We start from the raw sequence: 21,625 nt of genomic DNA, 5'->3' as shown, positions 1-21,625 counted from the left end.
GGCGCACGCATGCCGACCAGCCCGGTCGCCGTGATAGCGCCGGGCTGGCTGAGTGTCGTGGAGTTCGGTGACGCCGGGAGCGTCAGGCGGCTGCGGGTCAGGATTGTGGCGCCTGGCCCCACCGGGGTGCTGGGCGGTACGTACAACGACAGCCGCTGCAAGTAAGTGGAGGAGGTGGGCCTGGTGACTGGCGCATCGCTCAAGGCCAAGTTCATTCCATGGCACCGCGCGTTCGCCCAAGTGGTCGGGCTCGGCGCCGGGACGGGGCTGTGGGTCGCAGGCACGGCCGACGCCCCTCCGTTGGGGTGGCAGGGGACCGTCGCATGGGTGCCGTTCGCGGTGCTCACGTTCCTGAACGTGCGCTGGCACCGCGAAGCCGACCGCGCTGCCGCGGTCGCAGGCCCGGCCGGTAAGGCCTGACTGCACCAACCGATGAACGCCCCCGGCAAAGGATGCCGGGGGCGATCATCATGCTCCGACCCAGCACGCACGGCGCACTCGTCACGTCCGCCAGCGCCATGGCTCTATCGCCCGACAGTCAGGAGTTTGAGGCCCGTTCGGAGGTCGCCCCACCCGTCGGCATCGTCAGTCGCTCTGAACCGCACGCAAGCCTCGACGATTCGGCCGGACCGAATCGCCTACGACGGGGGCATCGTGACCACGGACATGGCAGAAGCGAGCACGCTCGCGCCGCCAGCCAGTGAGTGGTGGCAGCGCGGGGGGAGGACGAGATCCTGTCGGGAGTTTCTGGTTTCTGAGGCTCCGCGGGAACCCTGACCAGCGCGCTGGCGTGCCATGACTTCCACTGGCGCGACTGTCCGGGGGCAGCTCTTGGCGCACGCACGCCGACCAGCCCGGTCGCCGTGATAGCGCCGGGCTGGCACCAGTCGTCTCGTCATGGCCTTATCCCGTCGACGTCGCCGCCGACACGGAACCAGTCGACATCCACGTGCCCGCCGGTCTCGGCCGTGGCGTAACAGAAGATCGCGAACCGGTACCCGGTGAAGTGGTCGAGGCTGTACTCCATCGCCAGGTCGTCGCCGATCGGCGTCCAGGCGGCGCCGTCGAGCGAGTACGCGAACGAGGCGCGGTCGGCGGCGTCCCGGAAGTCCACGTCCACGCGGAGCAGGACCGTCTCGGCCGTCAACGGCACCTGAGCGCTCGTGAAGGCGGCGTTCCCGTGCCGGTCGGCACGGCGCATCACGAGCCGGCGGGCGCCGTCGACCATCTCGATCCCCACGTACCCGTACTTCTGCTGGTACGCGGACAAGCCGGCGACGTCGCCGTCCACCATCGCGGAGACGTCCAGCGAGATCGCCGCGGTGCTCGCAGGCCCGCACGTGCGCTGGGTGAGCGTGTTGCGGGCGTCGATGATGCCCGACGCGATGCTGCCCGTGGTCAGCCGCAGGTGGCCGGGCCGGTCGGTGAGCGACCAGAACCGGTTGTCCGGGTTGTGGTTCCACTGCCACGGCAGCCCGAGGCTCGACCCGTTCCAGGCGTTCTCGTCCGACGTCGTCAGGGCACCGGCGTTGGCCGTGTTCCAGTAGCCGGCCGGCGTGGGCTGGTTGTCGAAGTCGTCCGAGACGAGGAGGTCCGTCGCTCCCGCCGACGGCGCCCCTGCGGCGACCGTCATCCTGGCGTCGAGCGTGTATACCGGCCACCCGTCCTCGTCCCAGGTCACGCGCGCCAGCTGCGGTGAGCGCCCGAGCGGCCCCTCGTCCTGGAAGAGCATGGCGTACCACTGCCCGTCAGCCGCCTGGACGACGCCTCCCTGAGCGACGCCGTCGCCCTGGCGCCCCTCGACCAGCACCGCCTGGCTGAGCACGATCCTGCCCTCCCAGGTTCCGCCCTGGGACTGCGGCGTCAGCGACGTCGACCGCCACACGACCTCCTGGCGGATCCCGTCCGTCGGCCACTCGATCATGAAGACGTAGTAGTGCTCGCCGATCTTGTAGGCGTGCGCGCCCTCGGCGTTCAGCCCGCTGGTCTGGTCGACGTTGGCGTCCTCGACGAGCCGGTTGGCCGGGCCGTCCCAGACGAAGGTCCCGTCGTCGTCCCGGCCGAGCCGGCGCAGGTCGATCACTCCGCCGCCGTAGACGAGGTAGGCGTCCTCGTTGTCGAACAGGAGGGACTGGTCGTGGGCGTAGCCGTCGAGGACCGACCTCGTCCACGGCCCGTGCTCGATGCTCGGCGTCGCGTAGATGTACGTCGTGCTCGTGGTCAGGCTGCCGACCGAGACGTAGAACGTGCCCTCGTGGTACCTGATGCTCGCGGCCCAGCTGCCCTGCCCGTAGGCGTTCTCCCCGTTGCGCAGGGCGAGCGCGTCCGTGTCGTCGAGGATCGGGCCGGTGTAGCCGGCGATCGACCAGTGCGCCAGGTCGCTCGAGCGCATGATCGGCACGCTCGGCGCGAAGTACATGGTCGTGCTGACCATGTAGTAGTGCCGACCGTCGTAGACGACGTCCGGGTCGGGGACGTCCGCGAAGATGACCGGGTTGGAGAAGGTGCGCGCCCGGTCGCCACGTTCCCTCAACGCAGGGCCAGACGGACGGTGACGTAGGAGTGGGCGGGCAGGTCGATCTCGAGCCCGCGCGAGTGGGGCCGCACCCCGTCGTGCGCGGCCGGCGCGACGGCGTCGAGCTGCTCCGGGGTGTTGTGCGCGTCCAGGGCGGGCGCGGTCAGCACCCGCGCCTCGTGCCCGACGACGTCGCGGCCGCGCAGGTCGAGCACGACCGTGCGGTCGGTGTCGGTGTCGAGGTTCGACAACGAGACCAGCGCGGCGTCGCCCTTGACCGACGCGGACGCCGAGACCAGCGGCAGCTCGGTCCCGTCAACGGTTCGGGTCTCCACGCCGCGCAGGTGTACGGCGAGCGCGGCGGCGTCGTGGTGCCCGGCGTTCATCGCGAACACGTGGTACGTCGGGGTGAGCACCAGCGCGCCCGTGTCGGGGGCTGTCAGGATCATCGCCTGCAGCACGTTGACCGTCTGAGCGATGTTCGCCATCACGACCCGCTCTGCGTGCCGGTGGAACGCATCGAAGTGCACGGACGCGACCAACGCGTCGCGCAGCGTGTTCTGCTGGTACAGGAACCCCGGGTTCGTGCCCTTCTCCACGTTCCACCAGGTGCCCCACTCGTCGACGACCAGGCCCACCTTGCGGTGTGGGTCGTACCGGTCCATCACCGTCGAGTGGCGGGTGAGCAGGTCCTCCATGCGGCGAGCCCTGGCCATCGTCGTGTACCACTCGTCCGCGCTGAAGCCGGTGGCATCGCCCTTGTCGCCCCACGAGCCCGACATCGTGTAGTAGTGCAGCGACACGGCCTGGAACGGCTGGGCCGGCGCGGCCGGGTCGGCGGCCAGGTCGTCGAACGAGCGCATCAGCGTCTCGGTCCAGTGCAGGTCCGACTCGTTCGCGCCGGCTGCGATCCGGTACAGAGCGTTGCCGCCATGGTTGCGCGCGTAGGTGGCGTACTGCCGGGCCAACGACGCGAACTGCTCCGCACGCAGGTTCCCGCCGCACCCCCACGCCTCGTTCCCCAACCCCCAGAAGGGCACCCGCCACGGCGCGTCGCGCCCGTTCGCCCGGCGCAGCGCCGCCATCGGTGAGTCGTCCGCCCGGGTCAGGTACTCGACCCAGTCCGACATCTCCGCCACGCTGCCGGACCCGACGTTCCCCGACACGTACGCGTCCGCCCCGAGCAGCTCGCACAGGTCCATGAACTCGTGGGTACCGAACGCGTTGTCCTCCACGACGTCACCCCAGTGCGAGTTGACCATCCGGGGCCGCTGCTCCCGTGGGCCGATCCCGTCACGCCAGTGATAGTCGTCGGCGAAGCAGCCGCCCGGCCAGCGCAGGTTCGGGATCTGCAGGGCCCGCAGGGCCGCCACGACGTCGGACCGGATGCCGCGCACGTTCGGGACGGGCGAGTCGTCTCCCACCCAGAAACCGCCATAGATGCACCGGCCGAGGTGCTCCGCGAAGTGCCCGTACACGTGCCGGCTGATCGTCGCACCGGGCAGGTCGAGGTCGATGATCGCTGTCGTGGTGGTCGTCATTGTCTTCCCATCACAGGGGTGCTCACGGGACTGGTCTCCTTTGACCGGGTAGCGACGTGGGTGACGCGGAGAGCCGCTCGCTCGCGTGTGGCTAGGCGCCGCCGCGGGTGGATCCGCGCACCACGAGGCGGACGGGTGCGACGACGTGCTCGGCAGGACCGGTCCAGCCCGACATCTGGCGGTGCAGCAGTCCGACCGCCGCCTCGGCCACGCCCTCGTGGTTGGCGTCGACCGACGTGATGCCCGGAGGGACGAAGCGTGACATGTCGAGGTTGTCGAACCCGGCGAGCTGGACGTCGACGGGGACGCGCAGCCCACTGTCTGCCAGGGCAGACAGCGCCCCGAGGGCGACGATGTCGGTGACGGCGAAGACCCCGTCAAATGGCAGCCCCGAGGCGATGACCTCGAGCATCGCGTCGCGACCACTGAGAGACGTGTAGTCACCGACGGGAACGACGTAGGCCGGATCGACGGCGATGCCGGCCTCGCGGCACGCCTGCTCCCACCCGACGCGGCGGTCCGTTGTCATCATGTGTGCGGCGTCGAACGAGCATCCGAGCGCAAGGATGCGGCGCGACCCGCGCTCGATCATGTGTGCCGTGGCAAGGCGAGCACCCGCCGCGTTCGCCAGGCGCACGTGGTTGAGGTGGTCGGGAACGTCGCGCTCGCCCAGCAGCACGATCGGCTTGGAGGTGCGAACCCGCCCCAGCTGCTCCAGGTCGAGACCGGCGACGGACAGCAGGACGCCGTCGTAGATCTGGAGCCGCGCGACGCTCAGCGCCTCCATCTCCTGTTCCGCGTTGGCGCTCGTCCGTTCGAGGACGAGGTGACGCCCCTCCGCCTCGATCAGCGGGGCGACCTGGTCGGCGAGCTCGCCGAAGTAGTCGTGGAAGCTCGGGACGACGAAGGCGACGGTGTCGGTCCGTCCGGCCCGCAGGTGCCGTGCAGTCAGGTTGACCTCGTACCCGAGGGCTTCGACGGCCGCCATGACGCGGGCGCGCGTCGGCTCGCCCACGGGAAGGCGCTCGTTGAGCACGTTCGACACGGTCATGACCGAGACGCCGGCCGCGAGGGCCACGTCTGCCATCCTCACCATGCGCGTCCTCCTTCCCGCGACATTCTGCCGGTCCAGCGCGCGCCCGTCCGACCCGGAGCCCGGCCACGCCGCCGTGGCGGCGCTCAATATATCGATAAAACGCAGCACTGCAAGGCCCGCACCGACGAGGCCCTCGAGCCAGCTTCCGGCGTGCCCACGCCGCCACGGACGGCGGCACCGAGCTCGCCGTTCCCGAGCAGGTAGCAGGCAGCACACCGGGCCTCAGGAGCGTCGTTCGCCGGGTTGCTGCGCATGCAGCACCGCACGCTGTGGGACGTGGCCGTGACCATTTCGAGATGCGCGAGGGCTTGACGGCTCGCGAGGGCGTCTCTACTTTAACGCTAAAATCCCGCTCGGGATGAGGACGCCAAGCCCTGGCTCGCGTCCGACGGGCACGGGTTCCGGTCAGTGACGACCGGAACTGTTCTCAAGGGAGAGACCTCGGTGCGTACCGCAAGAACGAAGTTGCTGACCCTCGTCCTGGCTGCAGCCGTGTCCGTGGGAGCTGTCGGATGTACCGGCACCCCCGACGACGCCCCTTCGAAGGATGCCGTCATTCCCGAGGGTGACCTCGCGGACCAGTCGGGAACGCTGACCCCCAGCAACCCGACGACTCTCACGACCTGGATCACGACGGCCTCGCAGGCGCCGGCCTCCGACAACAAGATCACCAAGCTGCTCGAGGACAAGCTCGGTGTCACCCTGAAGTACGAGATCGTCACGCCGGACAACGTGGACCAGAAGATCGGTGTCATGCTCGCGGGCGGCGAGTACCCCGACCTCGTCGGGACCACCGACCTGAGGATGCGTCTCCTGGAGGGCGGCGCTCTCCTGCGCCTGGACGACATGCTGGCCACCGGGGACTACCCCAACCTCGCCACGCACGTCGAGGACGACATCAAGAAGATGAGCTACGCGGGCGACGAGGTGGACCCGGGCCTGTACATCTTCCCGAACTACAACCGCTTCTACGGCGAGGTCACGGGCGGCACCTACTACGGTCCCGCGTTCTGGATCCAGAAGCGTGTGCTCGAGGACGCCGGCTGGCCGGACCTCAGCACCATGACGCTCGACCGGTACTTCGAGCTCATCGCGGACTACAAGGCGAAGAACCCTGAGACCGAGGGCGCCCCGACCATCGGCTTCGAGGTCCTGGCGTCGACCGGCCGTGAGTGGGGCATGACCAACCCGCCGGCGCTGCTGGCAGGCTCCCCGAACAACGGTGGCGTCATCGTCGACGACAACGACAACGCGGAGATCTACGCCGACAAGGACATCGCGAAGGACTTCTACAAGGTCCTCAACGAGCAGTACGCCGCGGGTCTCGTCGACCGCGAGTCCTTCACCCTGACGTTCGACCAGTACGTCGCGAAGCTGGCCACCGGCTCCGTCCTCGGCATGCACGACCAGGGCTGGGACTTCCAGACCGCGACCGACTCGCTGCGGAGCGCCGGCAAGGACGAGTACACCTACGTGCCCCTCATGCCCGTCTACGACGGGGTCGAGCCCTGGTACGCCGATCGCCCCGTCATGAACACCAACCAGGGGTTCGGCATCTCCGTCTCCAGCAAGCAGCCGGAGAAGGCGATGAAGTTCCTCGACCTGATGCTCAGCGAGCCCTGGCAGAAGGCGCTCTCCTGGGGCATCGAGGGCGAGGACTACCAGATCGGCGACGACGGCATGTTCACCCGCACGGAGGAGCAGCGTTCCAACGCCCGCGACCTCACCTGGCGTGCCTCCAACCGTCTCGAGGCGCTGCTCGACGTGCTGCCCAAGCACAACGGCCAGTTCTCCGACGGCAACGCCTACAGCCCCGACGACCAGCCGGCCGAGTTCTTCGCGACGCTGACCGACTACGACCGCGGTGTCATGGAGCAGTACGACAAGAAGACCTGGCTCGAGTTCATGAACCCGCAGCCGGAGAACCCCAAGTACTACCCGGCGTGGAACATCACGCTCTCCGACGACGCCAACCAGATCAACCAGCAGCTGACCGACGCCAACGTGCAGAACCTGCCGAAGATCATCGCCGGTGACTCTGCCGACTTCGATGCGAACTGGAAGGCCTACGTCGACACCATCAAGAAGATCGACGTCAAGGTGTACGAGGACGCGATCAACGCCGGCATCCAGGACCGCCTCGCCAACTGGTAACAGTCCGCGAGCGATCGTGGTGGGGGGCGCGCGAGCCCCCCACCACGATCCGTTCTCGGTCACCACCCGCTGCTTTCCGACGACGAGGTTGAACAGATGATCGACTCACCGGCCAACGTGGTGACCGGCACCGGGCTCGACCCGGCCGTGGGGCTCCCCAGCAAGTGGCGTCGCCGCAAGGCCCGGAAGCGCGCAGCCGAGGAGCCCAAGCGCAAGATCACGTGGGAGAGGATCAAGTCACAGCGGGTCCTGCTCCTGATGGCCATCCCGCTGCTGATGTACCAGATCCTGTTCAAGTACGTCCCGGTCTACGGCTGGGCGATCGCCTTCCAGGACTACAAGCCGGGTCGCGGCAACATCTTGAACCAGGAGTGGGTCGGCTTCGAGAACTTCGTCGACCTGTTCACCGGTGTCAACGGTGAACGGTTCCGCCGGGTCGTGGCCAACACGCTGGGACAGTCGGTCCTGACCCTGACCGTCGGGACCGTGGGGGCCATCGTCCTGGCGCTGCTGCTGAACGAGGTCAAGAACGCCCCGTTCAAGCGGATCATGCAGAACATCACCTACATGCCCCACTTCCTCAGCTGGGTCATCGTGGCGAGCCTGGCGTCGGTGGCGCTGTCGCTGCCCTCCTCCGGCGGGTTCATCAACCAGGGCCTCATGGCCCTGGGGTTCGTCCAGGAACCGGTCCTGTTCCTCACCGAGCCGAACTACTTCTGGGGGATCGTCGCCGGGACGTCCCTGTGGAAGGAGCTGGGCTGGAACACGATCATCTACCTGGCCGCGATCACCGCGATCGACCCGACCCTGTACGAGGCCGCTGAGGTCGACGGAGCAGGCCGCTGGCGCAAGATGTTCCACATCACGCTCCCGGGGATCCAGCCCACGATCGTCGTGCTGCTCATCATCAACAGCGGCTGGATCCTGTCCACCAACTTCGAGCTGCCGTACTTCCTCGGCAACGGCCTGATCGCCGAGACGGCCGAGACCATCGACGTCTTCGTGCTGCGCTACGGCTACCAGCTGGGCAACTACAGCCTCGCCGTCGTCGCGGGCATCTTCAAGGCCGTCGTCGCCATCCTCCTGGTCGGCGCGGCGAACGCGACGGCCAAGCGCTTCAACCAAGAGACGCTGGTCTAGGAGCCTTCATGTCAAGCACCACCCTTGCCCCGAAGCCTCTCTCGCGGCGCGCCGGACGGAAGAGAGCATCGCGACACAAGTGGACGACCGAGCGGATCGTCTTCACGTCCCTCAACACGACCTTCCTCGTGCTGCTCGGGGCGCTCATGGTCTACCCGCTGCTGAACACGCTCGCCATCTCCCTCAACGACGGCATGGACGCCGTCCGCGGCGGGGTCGGCATCTGGCCCCGAGTCTTCTCGCTGAAGAACTACGAGGTCGTGCTCAACATGGACTCGATCTATCAGGCGTTCATCATGAGCGTCCTGAAGACCGTCGTGGTCGTGGCGACGAACCTGTTGTTCACCTCGATGCTCGCCTACGCGCTCAGCCGCAAGGAGCTCCTCTTCCGCCGCCCGATCACCCTGATCTTCGTGCTGACGCTGTACTTCGACGCCGGGCTGATCCCCAACTACCTGCTCATCAAGGACCTGGGCATGCTGAACAGCTTCCAGGCCTACTGGGTGCCGGTGATCATCAGTGCGTTCAACCTCATCATCCTGCGCACGTACATGAAGGGGATCCCCGAGGAGATCACCGAGTCGGCGCGGATGGACGGCGCGGGCGAGTTCCGCACGTGGTGGCAGATCATCATGCCGCTGTGCAAGCCCGTGCTGGCCGTGGTGGGTCTGTTCGTGGCCGTCGGCAGCTGGAACGCGTGGCTGGACACGCTGCTGTACAACTCGGGCGATCCGGCGTTGACCACCCTGCAGTACGAGCTGCAGAAGCTGCTGGCGAGCTCGATGAACGCCGGCGCGAACTCCGCGAACTCCGCTGCCAACGCGGCCTCGGTGGGAAGCGGTGGGCAGCTCACCACACCGATCGCGCTGCGCTCGGCGATCACCATGGTGGCGGCCGTCCCCATCCTGCTCGTCTACCCGTTCCTGCAGAGGCACTTCGTGACCGGTCTGACGATCGGCTCCGTCAAGGGCTGACGGCGTCGGCCTCCCGCGCATCCCGTGGGAGGCCGGCCTCGCAGCTCCGCACACTGAAAGGCCCTGACCATCTTCCGGTTCAACCCCGCGTCGCGACTGTGGCGCATCCTGGACTCGCTCGGCTCCGTCATCCTGATCAGCCTGTTCTGGCTCGTGAGCCTCGGCCTCGTCGTGACGGCGGGAGCGGGGACGGTTGTCGCCTACGAGGTCTGCCGCCGGTACGTCCTGGGCAAGGACGCAGGCCTCTGGGCGGTCGCCATGAAGGCCTTGGGGCAGAGCTGGAGGCAGGCAACAGTCATCGGCCTGCTGGCCGTCCCGGTCGCGGCCGTCGGCATCCTCACGCTCTCCTACCTGCCCACTCTCGGGCTGGCCGGGGTCCTGGTGCCGCTCCTCGTCGCCGGGCTCTTCCTCCTGCTCCTGGTCTTCTGGTGCCTCCCCCTCGCAGCCCGCTTCACCAACCCCACCTGGCGCCAGGTGCGCAACGGGCTCACCTTGGGGCTGACGACGCCCAGCCTGACGTTCCTGCTCGGGATCGCCGTCGTCCTCGGGGGCGTCGCCATCTGGAACTTCATGCCCGCGGTGTTCGTGGCACCCGGGCTCATCCTCCTGTGGTGGTGCTACCTGCTCGAGCGGTTCTTCGTCGCCCGGGGGTACGTGCAACCGGAACCGGAGGAGGCGGAGGTCTGACGCTCCCGCGACCAGCGACGACCTCGGGCCTCACCACCACACGACTCCAGTGATCGATGAAAGGCGCTGTCGTGACCATCCTGCACGTCACCACCACCGGCTCCGACCGTGCGGACGGGTCGGCCGACGCCCCGTTCCGGACCATCAACCGGGCCGCTCAGGCTGCCATGCCGGGCGACACCGTCGCCGTGCACGAAGGCGTGTACCGAGAGTGGGTGAACCCGCTGCGCGGCGGCACGGTCGACGCGCCGATCACCTACCAGGCCGCGGTAGGCCCGGACGGGCGCTTCGAGCCCGTCACGATCTCCGGTGCCGAGGTGGTCACCGACTGGCGCCCCCACCCCGGCGCCGAGGGCCGCGTCTGGGTCACGGAGGTGCCGAACGCCCTGTTCGGAGCGCGCAACCCGTACGCGGAGCGCATCGGCGGCGACTGGTTCTTCGACCGGGTCAACACCTGGCACACGGGCGAGGTGTACCTCGACGGCAAGTCGATGTACGAGTCGCTGACGCTCGGCGGCGTCGAGCACCCCGAGGTCACCCCGGACTCGTTCGACCCGGAGGGCTCGCTGCTGACCTGGTACTGCGAGGTGGGCGACGACGTCACGACGATCTGGGCGAACTTCGGGGGCGCAGACCCGGCCTCGCACGAGGTCGAGATCAATGCGCGCACCTTCGTTCTCTGGCCCGCGGCGACGGGCATCGACTACGTCACGGTGCGCGGGTTCACCCTGACGAAGGCCGCCACGCAGTGGGCCCCGCCCACCGCGCTGCAGGAAGGCCTGATCGGCCCGCACTGGTCGAAGGGCTGGGTGATCGAGGACAACACGATCACCGACTCGAAGAACGTCGGCGTCTCGCTCGGCAAGGAGGCCAGCACCGGGCAGAACGAGGCGGCCGCGGGGCCGGACGGCGCCAAGGGCGGCACGCAGCGCGAGCGCGAGGTGATCCAGCGCGCGCTCGTCCTGGGCGGGCCCGGCGCAGGCGAACCGCACCCGTGGCACCGGGACCACGTCGGCTCCCACACCGTGCGCCGCAACACGATCCGGGACTGCGAGCAGGCCGGCGTCGTCGGGCACCTGGGGGCGGCGTTCTCGACCATCGCCGACAACCACATCTCGCGCATCCACGTGAAGCGACAGTGGCACGGCGCCGAGGTGGCCGGAATCAAGCTGCACGCCGCCATCGACACCCTGATCAGCGGAAACACGATTCACCACACGCACCGCGCGCTGTGGCTCGACTGGCAGGCCCAGGGCACCCTGGTGCGGCGCAACGTGTTCTTCGCCTCGACCGCCGAGGACTTCATGGTCGAGGTCTGCCACGGACCGTACCTCGTGGACTCGAACCTCTTCCTGTCGCCGTGGGCGGTCAAGGACATGTCCACCGGTGGCGCCTACGTCCACAACTACGTCGCGGGCCGCGTCGCCAACTGCACCGAGCACCAGCGGTACACCCCGTACCACGTCCCGCACTCCACGGCCGTCTACGGCGTCTCGAACATCCTCGGCGGCGACAACCGGTTCTACAACAACGTCTTCGTCGGTGACCGCGCCACCAGCGGACGCACCGAACCGGATGCACAGGCGGAACCGGAACTCGCCAGCTTCTGGTCCGGCGCGATCGACATGGACGGCGTGCCCGGCCAGGCGACCTTCGTGCCGACCCCCGTGGGCACCTCGCAGTACGACGCCTACCCGACGTCGCAGGAGTACCCGAACGAGACCGGCAGCGCGTTGGCCGGGCCACGGCTCCCGGTCTGGATCGAGGGCAACCTCTACGCGGATGGCGCCGAGCCGTTCCGCGCGGAGCCCACGGCCCTCGTGATCGGCACGTCACCGGTGCGCGTCGGGGTGGTCGACGCCGAAGCCGGGACCGTCCGCGTCGACGTGCTCGACGCGGGCGGCATCGACGTCGTCTCCCCGGTGACGACCGCGCGCCTCGGGACGAGCTACCAGGCCGAGATGTCCTACACCAATCCCGACGGGTCCGATCTGGACCTGAGCGCCGATGTCTTCGGGATCCCACGGGACCAGGTCGTGCCCGGGCCGTTCGCCGTGTCGGCACCCGTGACCCGGATCCTTGCCGCACCGGGCCCGGCTGGTCGGCGGCTTGGCGTGACCGCTCGTCGTTGACTGGTCGGCCGGAGAGGGGTCGCCCGAGGGCCCTACGCCGCCGGGTGCGGGTACTCGGCGGACCGGCCCTGGAACGTGAGGATCGCCTGGTTGCGGATCCGACCGTCCTCGATCTCGACCGCACGCTGGATCGTGTCCGAGGAGGCCCACGACTCGGGCCCCGCCATCACGGTGCGCAGGAACGGCATCAGCGCCTCGCTGATCTCCCACGTCGTCGAGTTCCACAACAGGGACGGGCTGTGGTCGACCGCGTAGTAGTTCGTGGTGTCACCCACCGTGAACATCGGGTCCGCGAACGACGTCGGCCGCGCCCAGCTGAAGCCCATCCCTTCGTCGACGGACACGTCGACGATGAGGCTGCCCGGCCGGAACTCACCCAGGTCCGAGGTGTGCAGGTACGTCAGCGGCGCGTTCGGGTCCTGCAACGTGCAGTTGACGACGATGTCGTTCTCGGCCAGGTACGGAGCGAGCCGGACCGGTCCACCCTCGCTGGTGACCGTGCTCTCGGACGGGTCCTCGGGATCGTGGTCGAAGTGGATGATGTCCACCGACGGGATCGGTGAGCCGACGGCAGCGATCTCCCGGTTCGTCAGCACCCGCACGTCGTGGATCCCGTGCGCGTTGAGCGCCGTGACGGCACCGCGCGCGGTCGCCCCGAACCCGATCACTACTGCGCTGAGCCTGCGCCCGTAGTCACCGGTCGACCCGCACAGCTGCAGCGCGTGCAGCACCGAGCAGTAGCCCGCCAGCTCGTTGTTCTTGTGGAACACGTGCAGGCCGAAGCCGCCGTCCGCCTGCCAGTGGTTCATGGCCTCCCAGGCGATCAGGGTGAGCCGCTTGTCGATGGCCAGCTGAGTGATGCGGCGGTCCTGCACGCAGTGCGGCCATCCCCACAGCACCTGACCGTCGCGGAGATCCTCCAGGTCCGACGCCTGCGGCTTGGGCAGCAGCACGACGTCCGCCTGGGCGATGACCTCGGCGCGGTCGGACATCTGCCCGACCAGCGGCGCGAGCTGGTCGTCGGCGATGCCGAAACGGGCGCCGTAACCCCGTTCGAGGATCATCTGCGCCCGCAGGTCCGCGTCGATGCGCTCGAGGTGACCGGGGTGGATCGGCAGTCTCCGCTCGTCGGGCTTGCGCGACGTGGCCAGCACACCCAGGCGCAACAACTCGGGCTTGGCAGGCGTTTTACTCATGCTTGATCGTAGTCGGGGGTGGGTCATCGCGGGCAGGACGGCGCGGGACTGGGACCTTCGGCCCTCAAGAGGCGCGTGAGGCCCCGGATCACCCGCGACGACGGGGGCGATCGGGTGATCGGCGCCCCCGACGTGCAACTGACGTGCTAGTCGCAGGAGGACAGTGGGTCACGGCCACAAGCCGCCGCGTCATCAGTGCTCAATGAGGAGACCCCCATGCACCCGGACCTTGCCATCGCGTTGTACCGCCACCACGAGCACGAGCTCGAGGTCCGGCTGGAGCAGCGCCGGGCCCACCTCGAGAAGGTCCCCGCCCGGACCGCTCGGCGGCAGCGGCTCCACCGGCCCTCCCTGCGCGCGCGACGGTAGCCGCGTCGGTCACAGCGGCCCGCCCCGGGCGTGTTCAGCCGGGCAGTGTCAGTGGTTCGTTGCACCCTGGATGCATGATCACTCTCTCGTGCTCGTGCGGGTCCGCCGGCACCACCCGTCGTCACCCCATGCGCGGCCTGTCCGCCGACCAGCGGGCGGCGCTCATCCGTGACGCGTTCTCGGTCAGCGGCGGCTTCCTCGCGCTCGAGGTCGACGCCTCGTGGCACCCGGGTTCCGACGAGCCGACGGAGGGGTGCGTGGTGCTCGCCGACCTGGACTCGCTCGACGCCTCGGCGGGTCTCGACGCCGACGGCGCGAAGACGATCCGCGACCTGCTCGAGATCGGGCACGTGCGGGGCCAGTCCCTGCCGGCCGCCGTGGAGGTCGGCACCGTGCGGTTCCGCGTCGCCCCTGCCGACGAGTTCGGGCCAGCCATGTCCTACCTGGTGACCGTCGGCACGGAGACACTCCTGGAGGCCACCGTGCAGGTCCCGCACGCGGACCTGTTGCCGGAGCTCGTGGCCGTGCACGAGGAGCTGGGGGCCGACGCCCTCGCGCGGGTCGACGTGGTCGCCGCCCGGACCGGTCTGGCGGCCGCGATCTCCCGTGTCCGGCAGGAACGGGCCACCGCCGTCGCCTGACCGGCCGCTCGAGCGGCGGACACGTCCCGACGCCTCGATACTCGGCGCATGACAGAGACGACGACGACCGAGCAGACCGGTCTGCGACGAGCGGTCTCCGGCCGCCTGCTGTTCCTCTTCATCCTCGGGGACGTGCTCGGCGCGGGCGTGTACGCCCTGGTGGGAGTGCTCGCGGACGAGGCGGGCGGCCTGATCTGGCTGCCCCTCCTGGTCGCGCTGGCCATGGCGCTGCTCACGGCCTCGTCGTACGCGGAGTTGGTCACCAAGTACCCGCGGGCGGGCGGCTCCGCCGTCTACGCGCAGCGCGCCTTCCGCCGCCCGCTCGTGGCGTTCCTGGTGGGCTTCTGCATGCTGGCCGCCGGGGTGACGTCCGCGGCGGGCCTCTCGCTCGCGTTCGCCGGTGACTACCTCGCCGTGTTCCTCGACGTGCCGACGGTCCCGACGGCGCTGGTGTTCCTCGCCCTCGTCGCCGCGCTGAACGCCCGCGGGATCAAGGAGTCGCTGCGGGCGAACGTGGTGATGACCGCGGTGGAGCTCAGCGGCCTGGTGCTCGTCGTCGTGCTCGGCGCGGTCGTCCTCGGCCGCGGCGACGGCGACCTCGGCCGCCTGACGCAGCTGCCGGAGGGCACGGGGGTGGCTGCGGCGACGCTCGGCGGGGCGCTCATCGCGTTCTACTCGTTCGTCGGGTTCGAGACCTCGGCCAACCTCGCGGAGGAGATCGTCGACGTCCGCCGCGTCTACCCGCGCGCGCTGTTCGGGGCGCTGCTCACGGCGGGTGTCGTCTACCTGCTGGTCGGGATCGTCGCGCCGGCGGTCGTGGCGCCGGACGACCTGGCCGGCTCGAGCGGTCCGCTGCTGGAGGTGGTCCGGGCGGCCGGCGGGGTCCCGCTCGAGCTGTTCTCCGTCGTCGCGCTGGTGGCGGTGGCCAACGGCGCGCTCCTGACGATGATCATGGCGAGCCGGCTCGCGTACGGGATGGGCGAGGAGGGCCTCCTGCCGACGCCGTTCTCACGGGTCCTGCCGGGTCGGCGCACGCCGATCGTGGCGATCGTCGTCACCACGGTCGTCGCCATGCTGCTCTCGCTGACCGGCTCGCTGGAGGACCTGGCCTCGACCGTGGTCCTCCTGCTGCTGTTCGTCTTCCTGAGCACCAACGTCGCCGTGCTGGTGCTCCGGCGCGAGCAGGTCGACCGTCCGCACTTCCGCACGTGGACCGCGCTGCCGGTGCTCGCGATCGTGTCCTGCCTCGGACTGCTCACCCAGCAGGACGCCCGGCACTGGCTGCTGGCAGGTGTGCTGCTGGCCGTCGGGCTCGTCCTGTACCTGGTCACGCGACGGTCGTCGGTGCGACCTACGCCACGCAGTACGGGCACGGCAGGGTGATCGCGACCGCGACTGCGGCGAGCACCAGGGCGCGCGCCATGTGCAGTCCCGCGCGCTGCAGGTCGGGTGGCGTGGACCGGTCGATCACCACCGCGGGGGCTGCCCGTCCGAAGCACCCGCACCCGGCCACGGCCTGAGCCGCCGGCGACACCCCGGTGGGTGCCAGGGACGCCCGCACCAGCGCGGTTGCCTGGACCGTGGCGAACCCGACCAGCAGCAGGGCGCTGACCCAGCCGACGAGGGTGACCTGCGTGCGGGTCAGGAGCAGGCCGCCCAGCGCGAGCTCGACGACGGGCAGCGCGCCCGCCGCCACGGCCAGCACCGGCACGGGCAGCGGGAGCAGGACCTGGAGCCGGTCGGGGTCGAGCGGGTGCCGCAGCTTGGCGATGCCTGCCCACACCCACATCAGTCCGAGGCCCACCGTGAGCATCCCCGCGACGGCGGATTGGGTTGCGGCGCTCAGCATGTCGGCGTGCACCGGACGGACCGCATGATGAAGCCGAGCCACGCGTAGATCGAGCCCCACGCGACGCCGGTGACCGCTGTCGCGATGGCGCACGGCAGCTGGCTGAAGATCAGCATGAGGATCGTGACGGCCGGCACCACGACGGCGACGATCCAGAACAGGATGCAGTGCAGGGTCCTCATGAGGCTGCACGGGGTGCTCGCCGCGCAGAGCAGCGCCCAGAGGATGAACAGGATGAGGCCGACGGCGGCGATGATCGCGCCGACGACGATGACCCAGGGCACGGCGATGCAGATCCCGATGATCGTGACGATGCCGCCGAGCAGCAGCAGGATCAGCGCGAGGACCAGCAGGATGGCGCAGCCGATGGGCGGCGGCGGCGACGTGCAGGTGAGGGTGGTCGACGTCGAGGCGTCGGGGCAGCCGGGACGGTCGGGGCTGCTGACGGTGGCGGTGGCGGTGCCGCTGGCTCCGGGCGCGAGCGTGACGCTCGTCGTCGGACCGGTCGCGGTCCCGCCGCCCGGCAGCGACCACGTGACGGTCGAGCCCGGTGAGCCGTCGGTCACGGTCACGGAGAGGTCGAACGTGCACGTCGTCCCCGGACGCTGCGTCGCCACGATGCCGCTCAGGGACGGGCAGGGCGGCGTCCCCCCGCCGCAGTCGACCGTCACCTGGACCGGCTCGACGTCCGTGCAGGCGGCGGGGTCCGACCCCGAGACGGTGAGCGTCACCGTGCGCGGGCCGCTGGTCCCGGTGGCGTAGGTGTGGCTGACGGGTGGCGGCGCGGACGACGTCTGACCGTCCCCGAAGTCCCACGCGTAGGTGACCGGCTGACCGCTGGGCCCGGGCGTCACGGTGGCGCTGAAGCTGAACGTGCAGGCGTTGACCGGCGTCGCGTTCAGGGGTCCGGTGATCGTGGGGCAGCTGCAGTCGGCGACGGGCACGATGCGCGTCGCGGTCACGATCAGCGGGTCGCAGGGCGCGGACCGGATGATCGCGGCGGTGACCGTGTACTGGCCGGCCGCCGGGAAGCTCATGGTCAGCGTGCTGCCGGTCGGTGTCGGGGCCGGCATCGGGACCGGGTTCATCTGGCTGTCGTGGACGTTCCAGCTGTACGGGCCGGTCCACGGCTGCGACGGCGTCGCGGTGAACGTCACCGGTCCGGTGGTGCCGCCCTGCACGCAGAGGTTCTGCCGGCTCGCGGTGAGGGTCAGCGTCGGGCACGGGGGTGTCCCGCAGACGGGGACGACGAGTCCGGCCCCAGGTGACGACTCGAGCTGGATCGTCGTGACGGTCGGCGTGCCGCCGCCGGGCGGCGTGAGGATGACGACGACCGACGGGAGGTAGGTGCCCGGCGGGTAGGCCACCGTCGTCCGGAGCCCGGCCAGAGGCATCGGGCCGACGGTCGCCGGGGGCGTCGTGGGCGGAGGTGCCTGCGTCGAGTTCCAGGACAGCTGGTAACCCCAGCCGGACGGCAGCGGCGGCGTGAAGGTGACCACGAGCTCCACCGGTCGCTTGCCGTTCGCGTCGCAGTCGCCGATCACCACGGACCCGGTGGCCACGACCGCCACGGGCGCCGTCAGCTCCTCGCCGTCGACCTCGACCCCGAGGATCCCCTCGTACTCGTTCCCGAACGGGGACACGTACGACTCGGACACCGCGTTGGCCGGCCCGGCGGCCGGAGGGAGGAGGGCCGGCTGCGAGACGGACGCCGCAGGGGCGCGGTCGATCAGCACGCTCCAGATGCCCCGGCCGTCGGCGATCCCCGCGGGCACGGTCACCCACGCCGTCCAGCCGAGGACGCTGGGCACGGTGGCCAGGACGGCACCGCTGGGTGCGACGACGGTGAAGGTGAAGCCCGTGCCCGGGTTGACGCCGAGGTACAGCCGGACCCGGTTGACGCGGAACCCGGTGGCCGCGGCCGAGTAGCCCTCGTCGAGGGTGTCGGGCGGAAGACCTGCGCCGCTGTCCCACGGCGGTGGCGGGCTGCCGGCCCAGGTGGGGCCCGCCGCCCAGCCGGCCGACTCGAGGTCGCCGAGCCGCACCACCGGGAACCAGACGTGATGGAGGTCCTTCGGCCCCACCGGTCCCGGTGGGCCGCTCCAGGTCGGCGGCCGTGTCAGCCCGGAGACCGGGTCGAGGTCGAACGGCTGCAGCGGCACCGTGCCCGGGTAGCCCCCCGTCCACGCCGGCGGTGGCTGGAGGACCGGGGTCCCCGCGGGAGGGGCGTCACACCAGTGCGTGCGGACGTGAAGCAGGACCATGGCCCGATCCCTTCCTCGCGGTTGTCACGGGAAGGAGCAGGTCGGAGGCCTCCTAGATACCCGCGCCCGGCGCATGGCGGTCCAGGAACCGGTAGACCTCCGTGGTGTCCACCCCGGGGAACACGCCCACCGGCAGCGCGGCCAGCAGGGAGGCGTGCGGACGGGCGCTCGGCCAGGACTTGTCGGTCCAGCGCGCGGCCAGGTCGGCGGGGGGCTGGCGGCAGCACATCGGGTCCGGGCACTTCGACGCCGCGCGCTCGGTGGTCTCGCGGCCGCGGAACCAGCGCACGTGCGCGAACGGCACCCCGACCGACACGGAGAACGCCCCCTGCGACGACGGCTGCACGCGGCTGGTGCACCAGTACGTGCCGGACGACGTGTCGGTGTACTGGTAGTACGGCGAGAACCGGTCGGGCAGGGTGAACACCACGCGGGCGGTCCACTGGCGACAGACGGGCTGCCCCTCGATCGCGCCCAGCGGGTCCGCCGGGAACTTCACGCCGTCGTTCTCGTACGCCTTGTGCAGGGTGCCGCCCTCGTGGACCTTCATGAAGTGCACGGGGATGCCGAGGTGGCGCGTCGCCAGGTTGGTGAACCGGTGGGCGGCGGTCTCGTAGGGCACGGCGAAGGCGTCGCGAAGGTCCTCCACCGACAGCCGGCGCTCGGCCTTCGCCTCCTGGAGGAACGGCACCGCCCCGTCCTCCGGGAGCATGAGCGCGGCGGCCAGGTAGTTGGCCTCGACGCGCTGGCGCAGGAAGTCGCCGTAGTCCTTGGGCTCCGCGTGGCCGAGCACGTGGCTGGCGACGGCCTGCAGGAGCGGTGAGCGGGCGTCGCTGGCGCCGGGGTTGCCCTGCGGCAGGTAGATGCGGCCGTTCGCCAGGTCGGTGACCGAGCGCGTGGAGTGCGGCAGGTCCGGCACGTAGTGGAGGCTGAAGCCCAGGTGGGCGGCGATGTCCGCGGTCCCGCGCTGGCTGAGCGGGCCGCCGGGGTGGTCGATCGCGGTGAGCAGGCGGCGGGCGTGGTCCTCGAGCTCCGGGAAGTAGTTGTCCTGGGCGCGCATGCGGATGCGCAGCTCGGCGTTGGCGCGGCGGGCCTCCTCCGGCGTCGCCGCGTTCTCGGTGAGCAGCCGCTGGATCTCGGCCTGCAGGCGGACCAGCGCCTCGAGGGCGTCGGCCGGCAACGAGCGGCCCACCTTGACCGGCGTGACGCCGAGGGACGCGAACAGCGGCCCGCGCTGGGCGCGCTCGAGCTCCACCTCCAGGGCGGCCCGCCGGGTGGGCGGCTCGGTGCGCAGCAGCTCCGACAGCGGGACCTCGAGGGCCTCCGCCACCTGCGCCAGGAGCGACAGCTTGGGCTCGCGGTGACCGTTCTCCAGCATCGAGACCTGGGACGGCGCCCGGCCGATGGCGGCACCGAGGTCGTCGAGCGTCATGTTCCGGCCCGTGCGCAGGTGCCGGATCCGTCGGCCGAGCACGAGGGTGTCCAGCGCGCCGGCGGTCGTCGTCGTCATGCCTCCACCATCGCCCGAGCCTGCGCTTCTGTCCAGGAGAAGTTCCGCCGATCTTCTGCGCACTTCGGTGGAGAAGAACGGCTCGCCATCCAGGAACGTAGAGGTCAGGCCGAAGGGCCGAGAAGAACCGCCAAAGACGGAGGACACCATGAGCACGTACAGGCACGGCGACCAGACCGAGACCGCGGCCGAGCTCGCGGCGAGCTGGGACCTCGACGCGCGCTGGGCCGGCATCCGCCGCACCCACACGGCCGAGGACGTCGTCGCCCTGCGTGGGTCGGTCCGCGAGGAGAGCACGCTCGCCCGCCGCGGGGCCGAGCGCCTGTGGGAGCTGCTGCACTCGCGCACGCTGCTCCCGGCGCTCGGGGCGCTCACCGGCAACCAGGCTGTCCAGCAGGTGCGCGCCGGGCTCGAGGCCATCTACCTGTCCGGCTGGCAGGTCGCGGCCGACGCCAACCTCTCGGGCCAGACCTACCCGGACCAGTCCCTGTACCCGGTCAACTCGGTGCCCGCCGTGGTCCGCCGGATCAACAACGCGCTCCTGCGGGCCGACCAGATCGAGTTCGCGGAGAACGGCCGCCGCACACGGGAGTGGCTGGCGCCGATCGTCGCGGACGCCGAGGCCGGGTTCGGTGGGCCGCTGAACGCCTACGAGCTCATGCACTCGATGATCCAGGCGGGCGCGGCCGGCGTGCACTGGGAGGACCAGCTGGCGGCCGAGAAGAAGTGCGGCCACCTGGGCGGCAAGGTGCTCGTCCCGACGTCGCAGCACGTGCGGACCCTGTCCGCCGCGCGGCTCGCGGCCGACGTCGCCGGCGTCCCGACCGTCATCGTCGCCCGGACGGACGCCCTCGGTGCCGACCTGCTGACGTCCGACATCGACAGCCGCGACGAGCCGTTCCTCACCGGGGAGCGGACCGCCGAGGGCTACTACCGGGTGCGCCCGGGACTGGACCCCGTCGTCGCCCGCGCCGAGGCGTACGCGCCGCACTCCGACCTCATCTGGGTGGAGACGTCGACGCCGGACGTCGCCGCCGCGATCGAGTTCGCCGAGAGGATCCACGACCGGTTCCCCGGCAAGCTCCTGGCGTACAACTGCTCGCCGTCGTTCCACTGGCGCTCGCAGCTGGACGACCTGCAGATCGCGCGGTTCCAGCGGGAGCTGGCCGGCCACGGGTACGTGTTCCAGTTCATCACCCTGGCCGGGTTCCACGCCCTCAACCACTCGATGTTCGACCTCGCCCGCGGCTACGCCGAGCGCGGCATGAGCGCGTACGTCGAGCTGCAGGAGGCCGAGATCGCCTCCGAGACCGACGGGTACACCGCCACGCGCCACCAGCGCGAGGTCGGCACCGGCTACTTCGACCGCGTCGCCACGGCGATCAGCCCGGAGAGCGCCACCCTCGCGCTCGCGGGCTCCACCGAGACGGCCCAGTTCACCCACTGACCCTCTGCCCGGGCCGCGAGAACGGCACTTTGCGACGAGAACGGCAGGTCGAACTGCCGTTCTCACACCCAACTGCCGTTCTCGCCGCCCACCGCCCACTGACCCAGGAG

17 protein-coding genes are annotated in these 21,625 nt (G+C 70.2%); 10 read left to right on the top strand and 7 right to left on the bottom strand.

Translation table 11 applies throughout. The features are described from left to right. Window positions 1–183: 183 nt before the first annotated feature. Window positions 184–420: a hypothetical protein gene (locus tag RYN42_RS02385; RefSeq protein WP_315093396.1), complete on the top strand. Its 237-nt coding sequence runs from the start codon at window positions 184–186 to the stop codon at window positions 418–420. A 475-nt stretch (window positions 421–895) separates the two neighbouring features. Here the strand turns inward: RYN42_RS02385 and RYN42_RS02380 are convergent, their stop codons facing one another. The 3 genes from RYN42_RS02380 to RYN42_RS02370 form a co-directional block, all read right to left on the bottom strand. Beyond that, complete coding sequence (locus RYN42_RS02380; protein ID WP_315093395.1) at window positions 896–2,533, bottom strand: glycoside hydrolase 43 family protein; 1,638 nt, start codon at window positions 2,531–2,533, stop codon at window positions 896–898. After that, window positions 2,530–4,056: an alpha-L-arabinofuranosidase C-terminal domain-containing protein gene (locus tag RYN42_RS02375; protein ID WP_315093394.1), complete on the bottom strand. Its 1,527-nt coding sequence runs from the start codon at window positions 4,054–4,056 to the stop codon at window positions 2,530–2,532. The genes RYN42_RS02380 and RYN42_RS02375 overlap by 4 nt, the downstream gene beginning before the upstream one ends. A 91-nt stretch (window positions 4,057–4,147) precedes the next feature. Continuing rightward, complete coding sequence (locus RYN42_RS02370; protein ID WP_315093392.1) at window positions 4,148–5,152, bottom strand: LacI family DNA-binding transcriptional regulator; 1,005 nt, start codon at window positions 5,150–5,152, stop codon at window positions 4,148–4,150. A gap of 444 nt (window positions 5,153–5,596) precedes the next feature. On the opposite strand from RYN42_RS02370, the gene RYN42_RS02365 reads away from it, so the two are divergent. The 5 genes from RYN42_RS02365 to RYN42_RS02345 all read left to right on the top strand — a co-directional run bounded on the left by RYN42_RS02365 (window position 5,597) and on the right by RYN42_RS02345 (window position 12,239). Beyond that, complete coding sequence (locus RYN42_RS02365; protein WP_315093391.1) at window positions 5,597–7,306, top strand: extracellular solute-binding protein; 1,710 nt, start codon at window positions 5,597–5,599, stop codon at window positions 7,304–7,306. A 96-nt stretch (window positions 7,307–7,402) separates the two neighbouring features. After that, the gene (locus RYN42_RS02360; RefSeq protein WP_315093389.1) at window positions 7,403–8,446 is read left to right on the top strand and encodes an ABC transporter permease subunit; all 1,044 of its coding nucleotides are present in this window, start codon (window positions 7,403–7,405) and stop codon (window positions 8,444–8,446) included. Between the two features lie 8 nt (window positions 8,447–8,454). Continuing rightward, window positions 8,455–9,420, top strand: a complete 966-nt coding sequence (locus tag RYN42_RS02355) for a carbohydrate ABC transporter permease (RefSeq protein ID WP_315093387.1) — start codon at window positions 8,455–8,457, stop codon at window positions 9,418–9,420. A gap of 153 nt (window positions 9,421–9,573) precedes the next feature. After that, window positions 9,574–10,107, top strand: a complete 534-nt coding sequence (locus tag RYN42_RS02350; RefSeq protein WP_315093385.1) for a hypothetical protein — start codon at window positions 9,574–9,576, stop codon at window positions 10,105–10,107. A 71-nt stretch (window positions 10,108–10,178) separates the two neighbouring features. Next, window positions 10,179–12,239: a right-handed parallel beta-helix repeat-containing protein gene (locus RYN42_RS02345; protein ID WP_315093384.1), complete on the top strand. Its 2,061-nt coding sequence runs from the start codon at window positions 10,179–10,181 to the stop codon at window positions 12,237–12,239. Between the two features lie 32 nt (window positions 12,240–12,271). Here the strand turns inward: RYN42_RS02345 and RYN42_RS02340 are convergent, their stop codons facing one another. Beyond that, entirely contained in the window at window positions 12,272–13,435 is a 1,164-nt protein-coding gene (locus RYN42_RS02340; protein ID WP_315093383.1) for a N(5)-(carboxyethyl)ornithine synthase, read from the bottom strand. Window positions 13,436–13,651: 216 nt separating this feature from the next. On the opposite strand from RYN42_RS02340, the gene RYN42_RS02335 reads away from it, so the two are divergent. From RYN42_RS02335 to RYN42_RS02325, 3 genes are all read left to right on the top strand, one after another. Continuing rightward, window positions 13,652–13,804 carry a hypothetical protein gene (locus tag RYN42_RS02335; protein ID WP_315093382.1) on the top strand — a complete coding sequence of 51 codons (153 nt, stop codon included), beginning with the start codon at window positions 13,652–13,654 and terminating at the stop codon, window positions 13,802–13,804. A 74-nt stretch (window positions 13,805–13,878) separates the two neighbouring features. Next, the gene (locus RYN42_RS02330; RefSeq protein WP_315093381.1) at window positions 13,879–14,445 is read left to right on the top strand and encodes a hypothetical protein; all 567 of its coding nucleotides are present in this window, start codon (window positions 13,879–13,881) and stop codon (window positions 14,443–14,445) included. A 48-nt stretch (window positions 14,446–14,493) separates the two neighbouring features. Then, window positions 14,494–15,828 carry an APC family permease gene (locus tag RYN42_RS02325; protein WP_315093379.1) on the top strand — a complete coding sequence of 445 codons (1,335 nt, stop codon included), beginning with the start codon at window positions 14,494–14,496 and terminating at the stop codon, window positions 15,826–15,828. Here the strand turns inward: RYN42_RS02325 and RYN42_RS02320 are convergent. The 3 genes from RYN42_RS02320 to RYN42_RS02310 form a co-directional block, all read right to left on the bottom strand. Further along, window positions 15,797–16,294, bottom strand: coding sequence for a MauE/DoxX family redox-associated membrane protein (locus RYN42_RS02320; RefSeq protein WP_315093377.1), 498 nt, complete (start codon window positions 16,292–16,294; stop codon window positions 15,797–15,799). The genes RYN42_RS02325 and RYN42_RS02320 overlap by 32 nt on opposite strands. After that, window positions 16,288–18,456 (bottom strand): PKD domain-containing protein, encoded by a 2,169-nt coding sequence (locus RYN42_RS02315; protein WP_315093376.1) that lies wholly within the window; start codon window positions 18,454–18,456, stop codon window positions 16,288–16,290. Before RYN42_RS02315 ends, RYN42_RS02320 begins: the two co-directional genes overlap by 7 nt. 154 nt (window positions 18,457–18,610) lie before the next feature. After that, complete coding sequence (locus RYN42_RS02310) at window positions 18,611–20,068, bottom strand: helix-turn-helix domain-containing protein (RefSeq protein WP_315093375.1); 1,458 nt, start codon at window positions 20,066–20,068, stop codon at window positions 18,611–18,613. 148 nt (window positions 20,069–20,216) lie between these two features. Between RYN42_RS02310 and aceA the strand changes: the two genes are divergently transcribed. Further along, complete coding sequence (gene aceA, locus RYN42_RS02305) at window positions 20,217–21,515, top strand: isocitrate lyase (protein ID WP_315093373.1); 1,299 nt, start codon at window positions 20,217–20,219, stop codon at window positions 21,513–21,515. The last annotated feature ends 110 nt before the right edge of the window (window positions 21,516–21,625 follow it).

Origin of the sequence: uncultured Cellulomonas sp., from assembly GCF_963527515.1 — a bacterium.
Taxonomy (GTDB): domain Bacteria; phylum Actinomycetota; class Actinomycetes; order Actinomycetales; family Cellulomonadaceae; genus Cellulomonas.
This window is presented reverse-complemented; position numbering and strand designations above follow the sequence as displayed.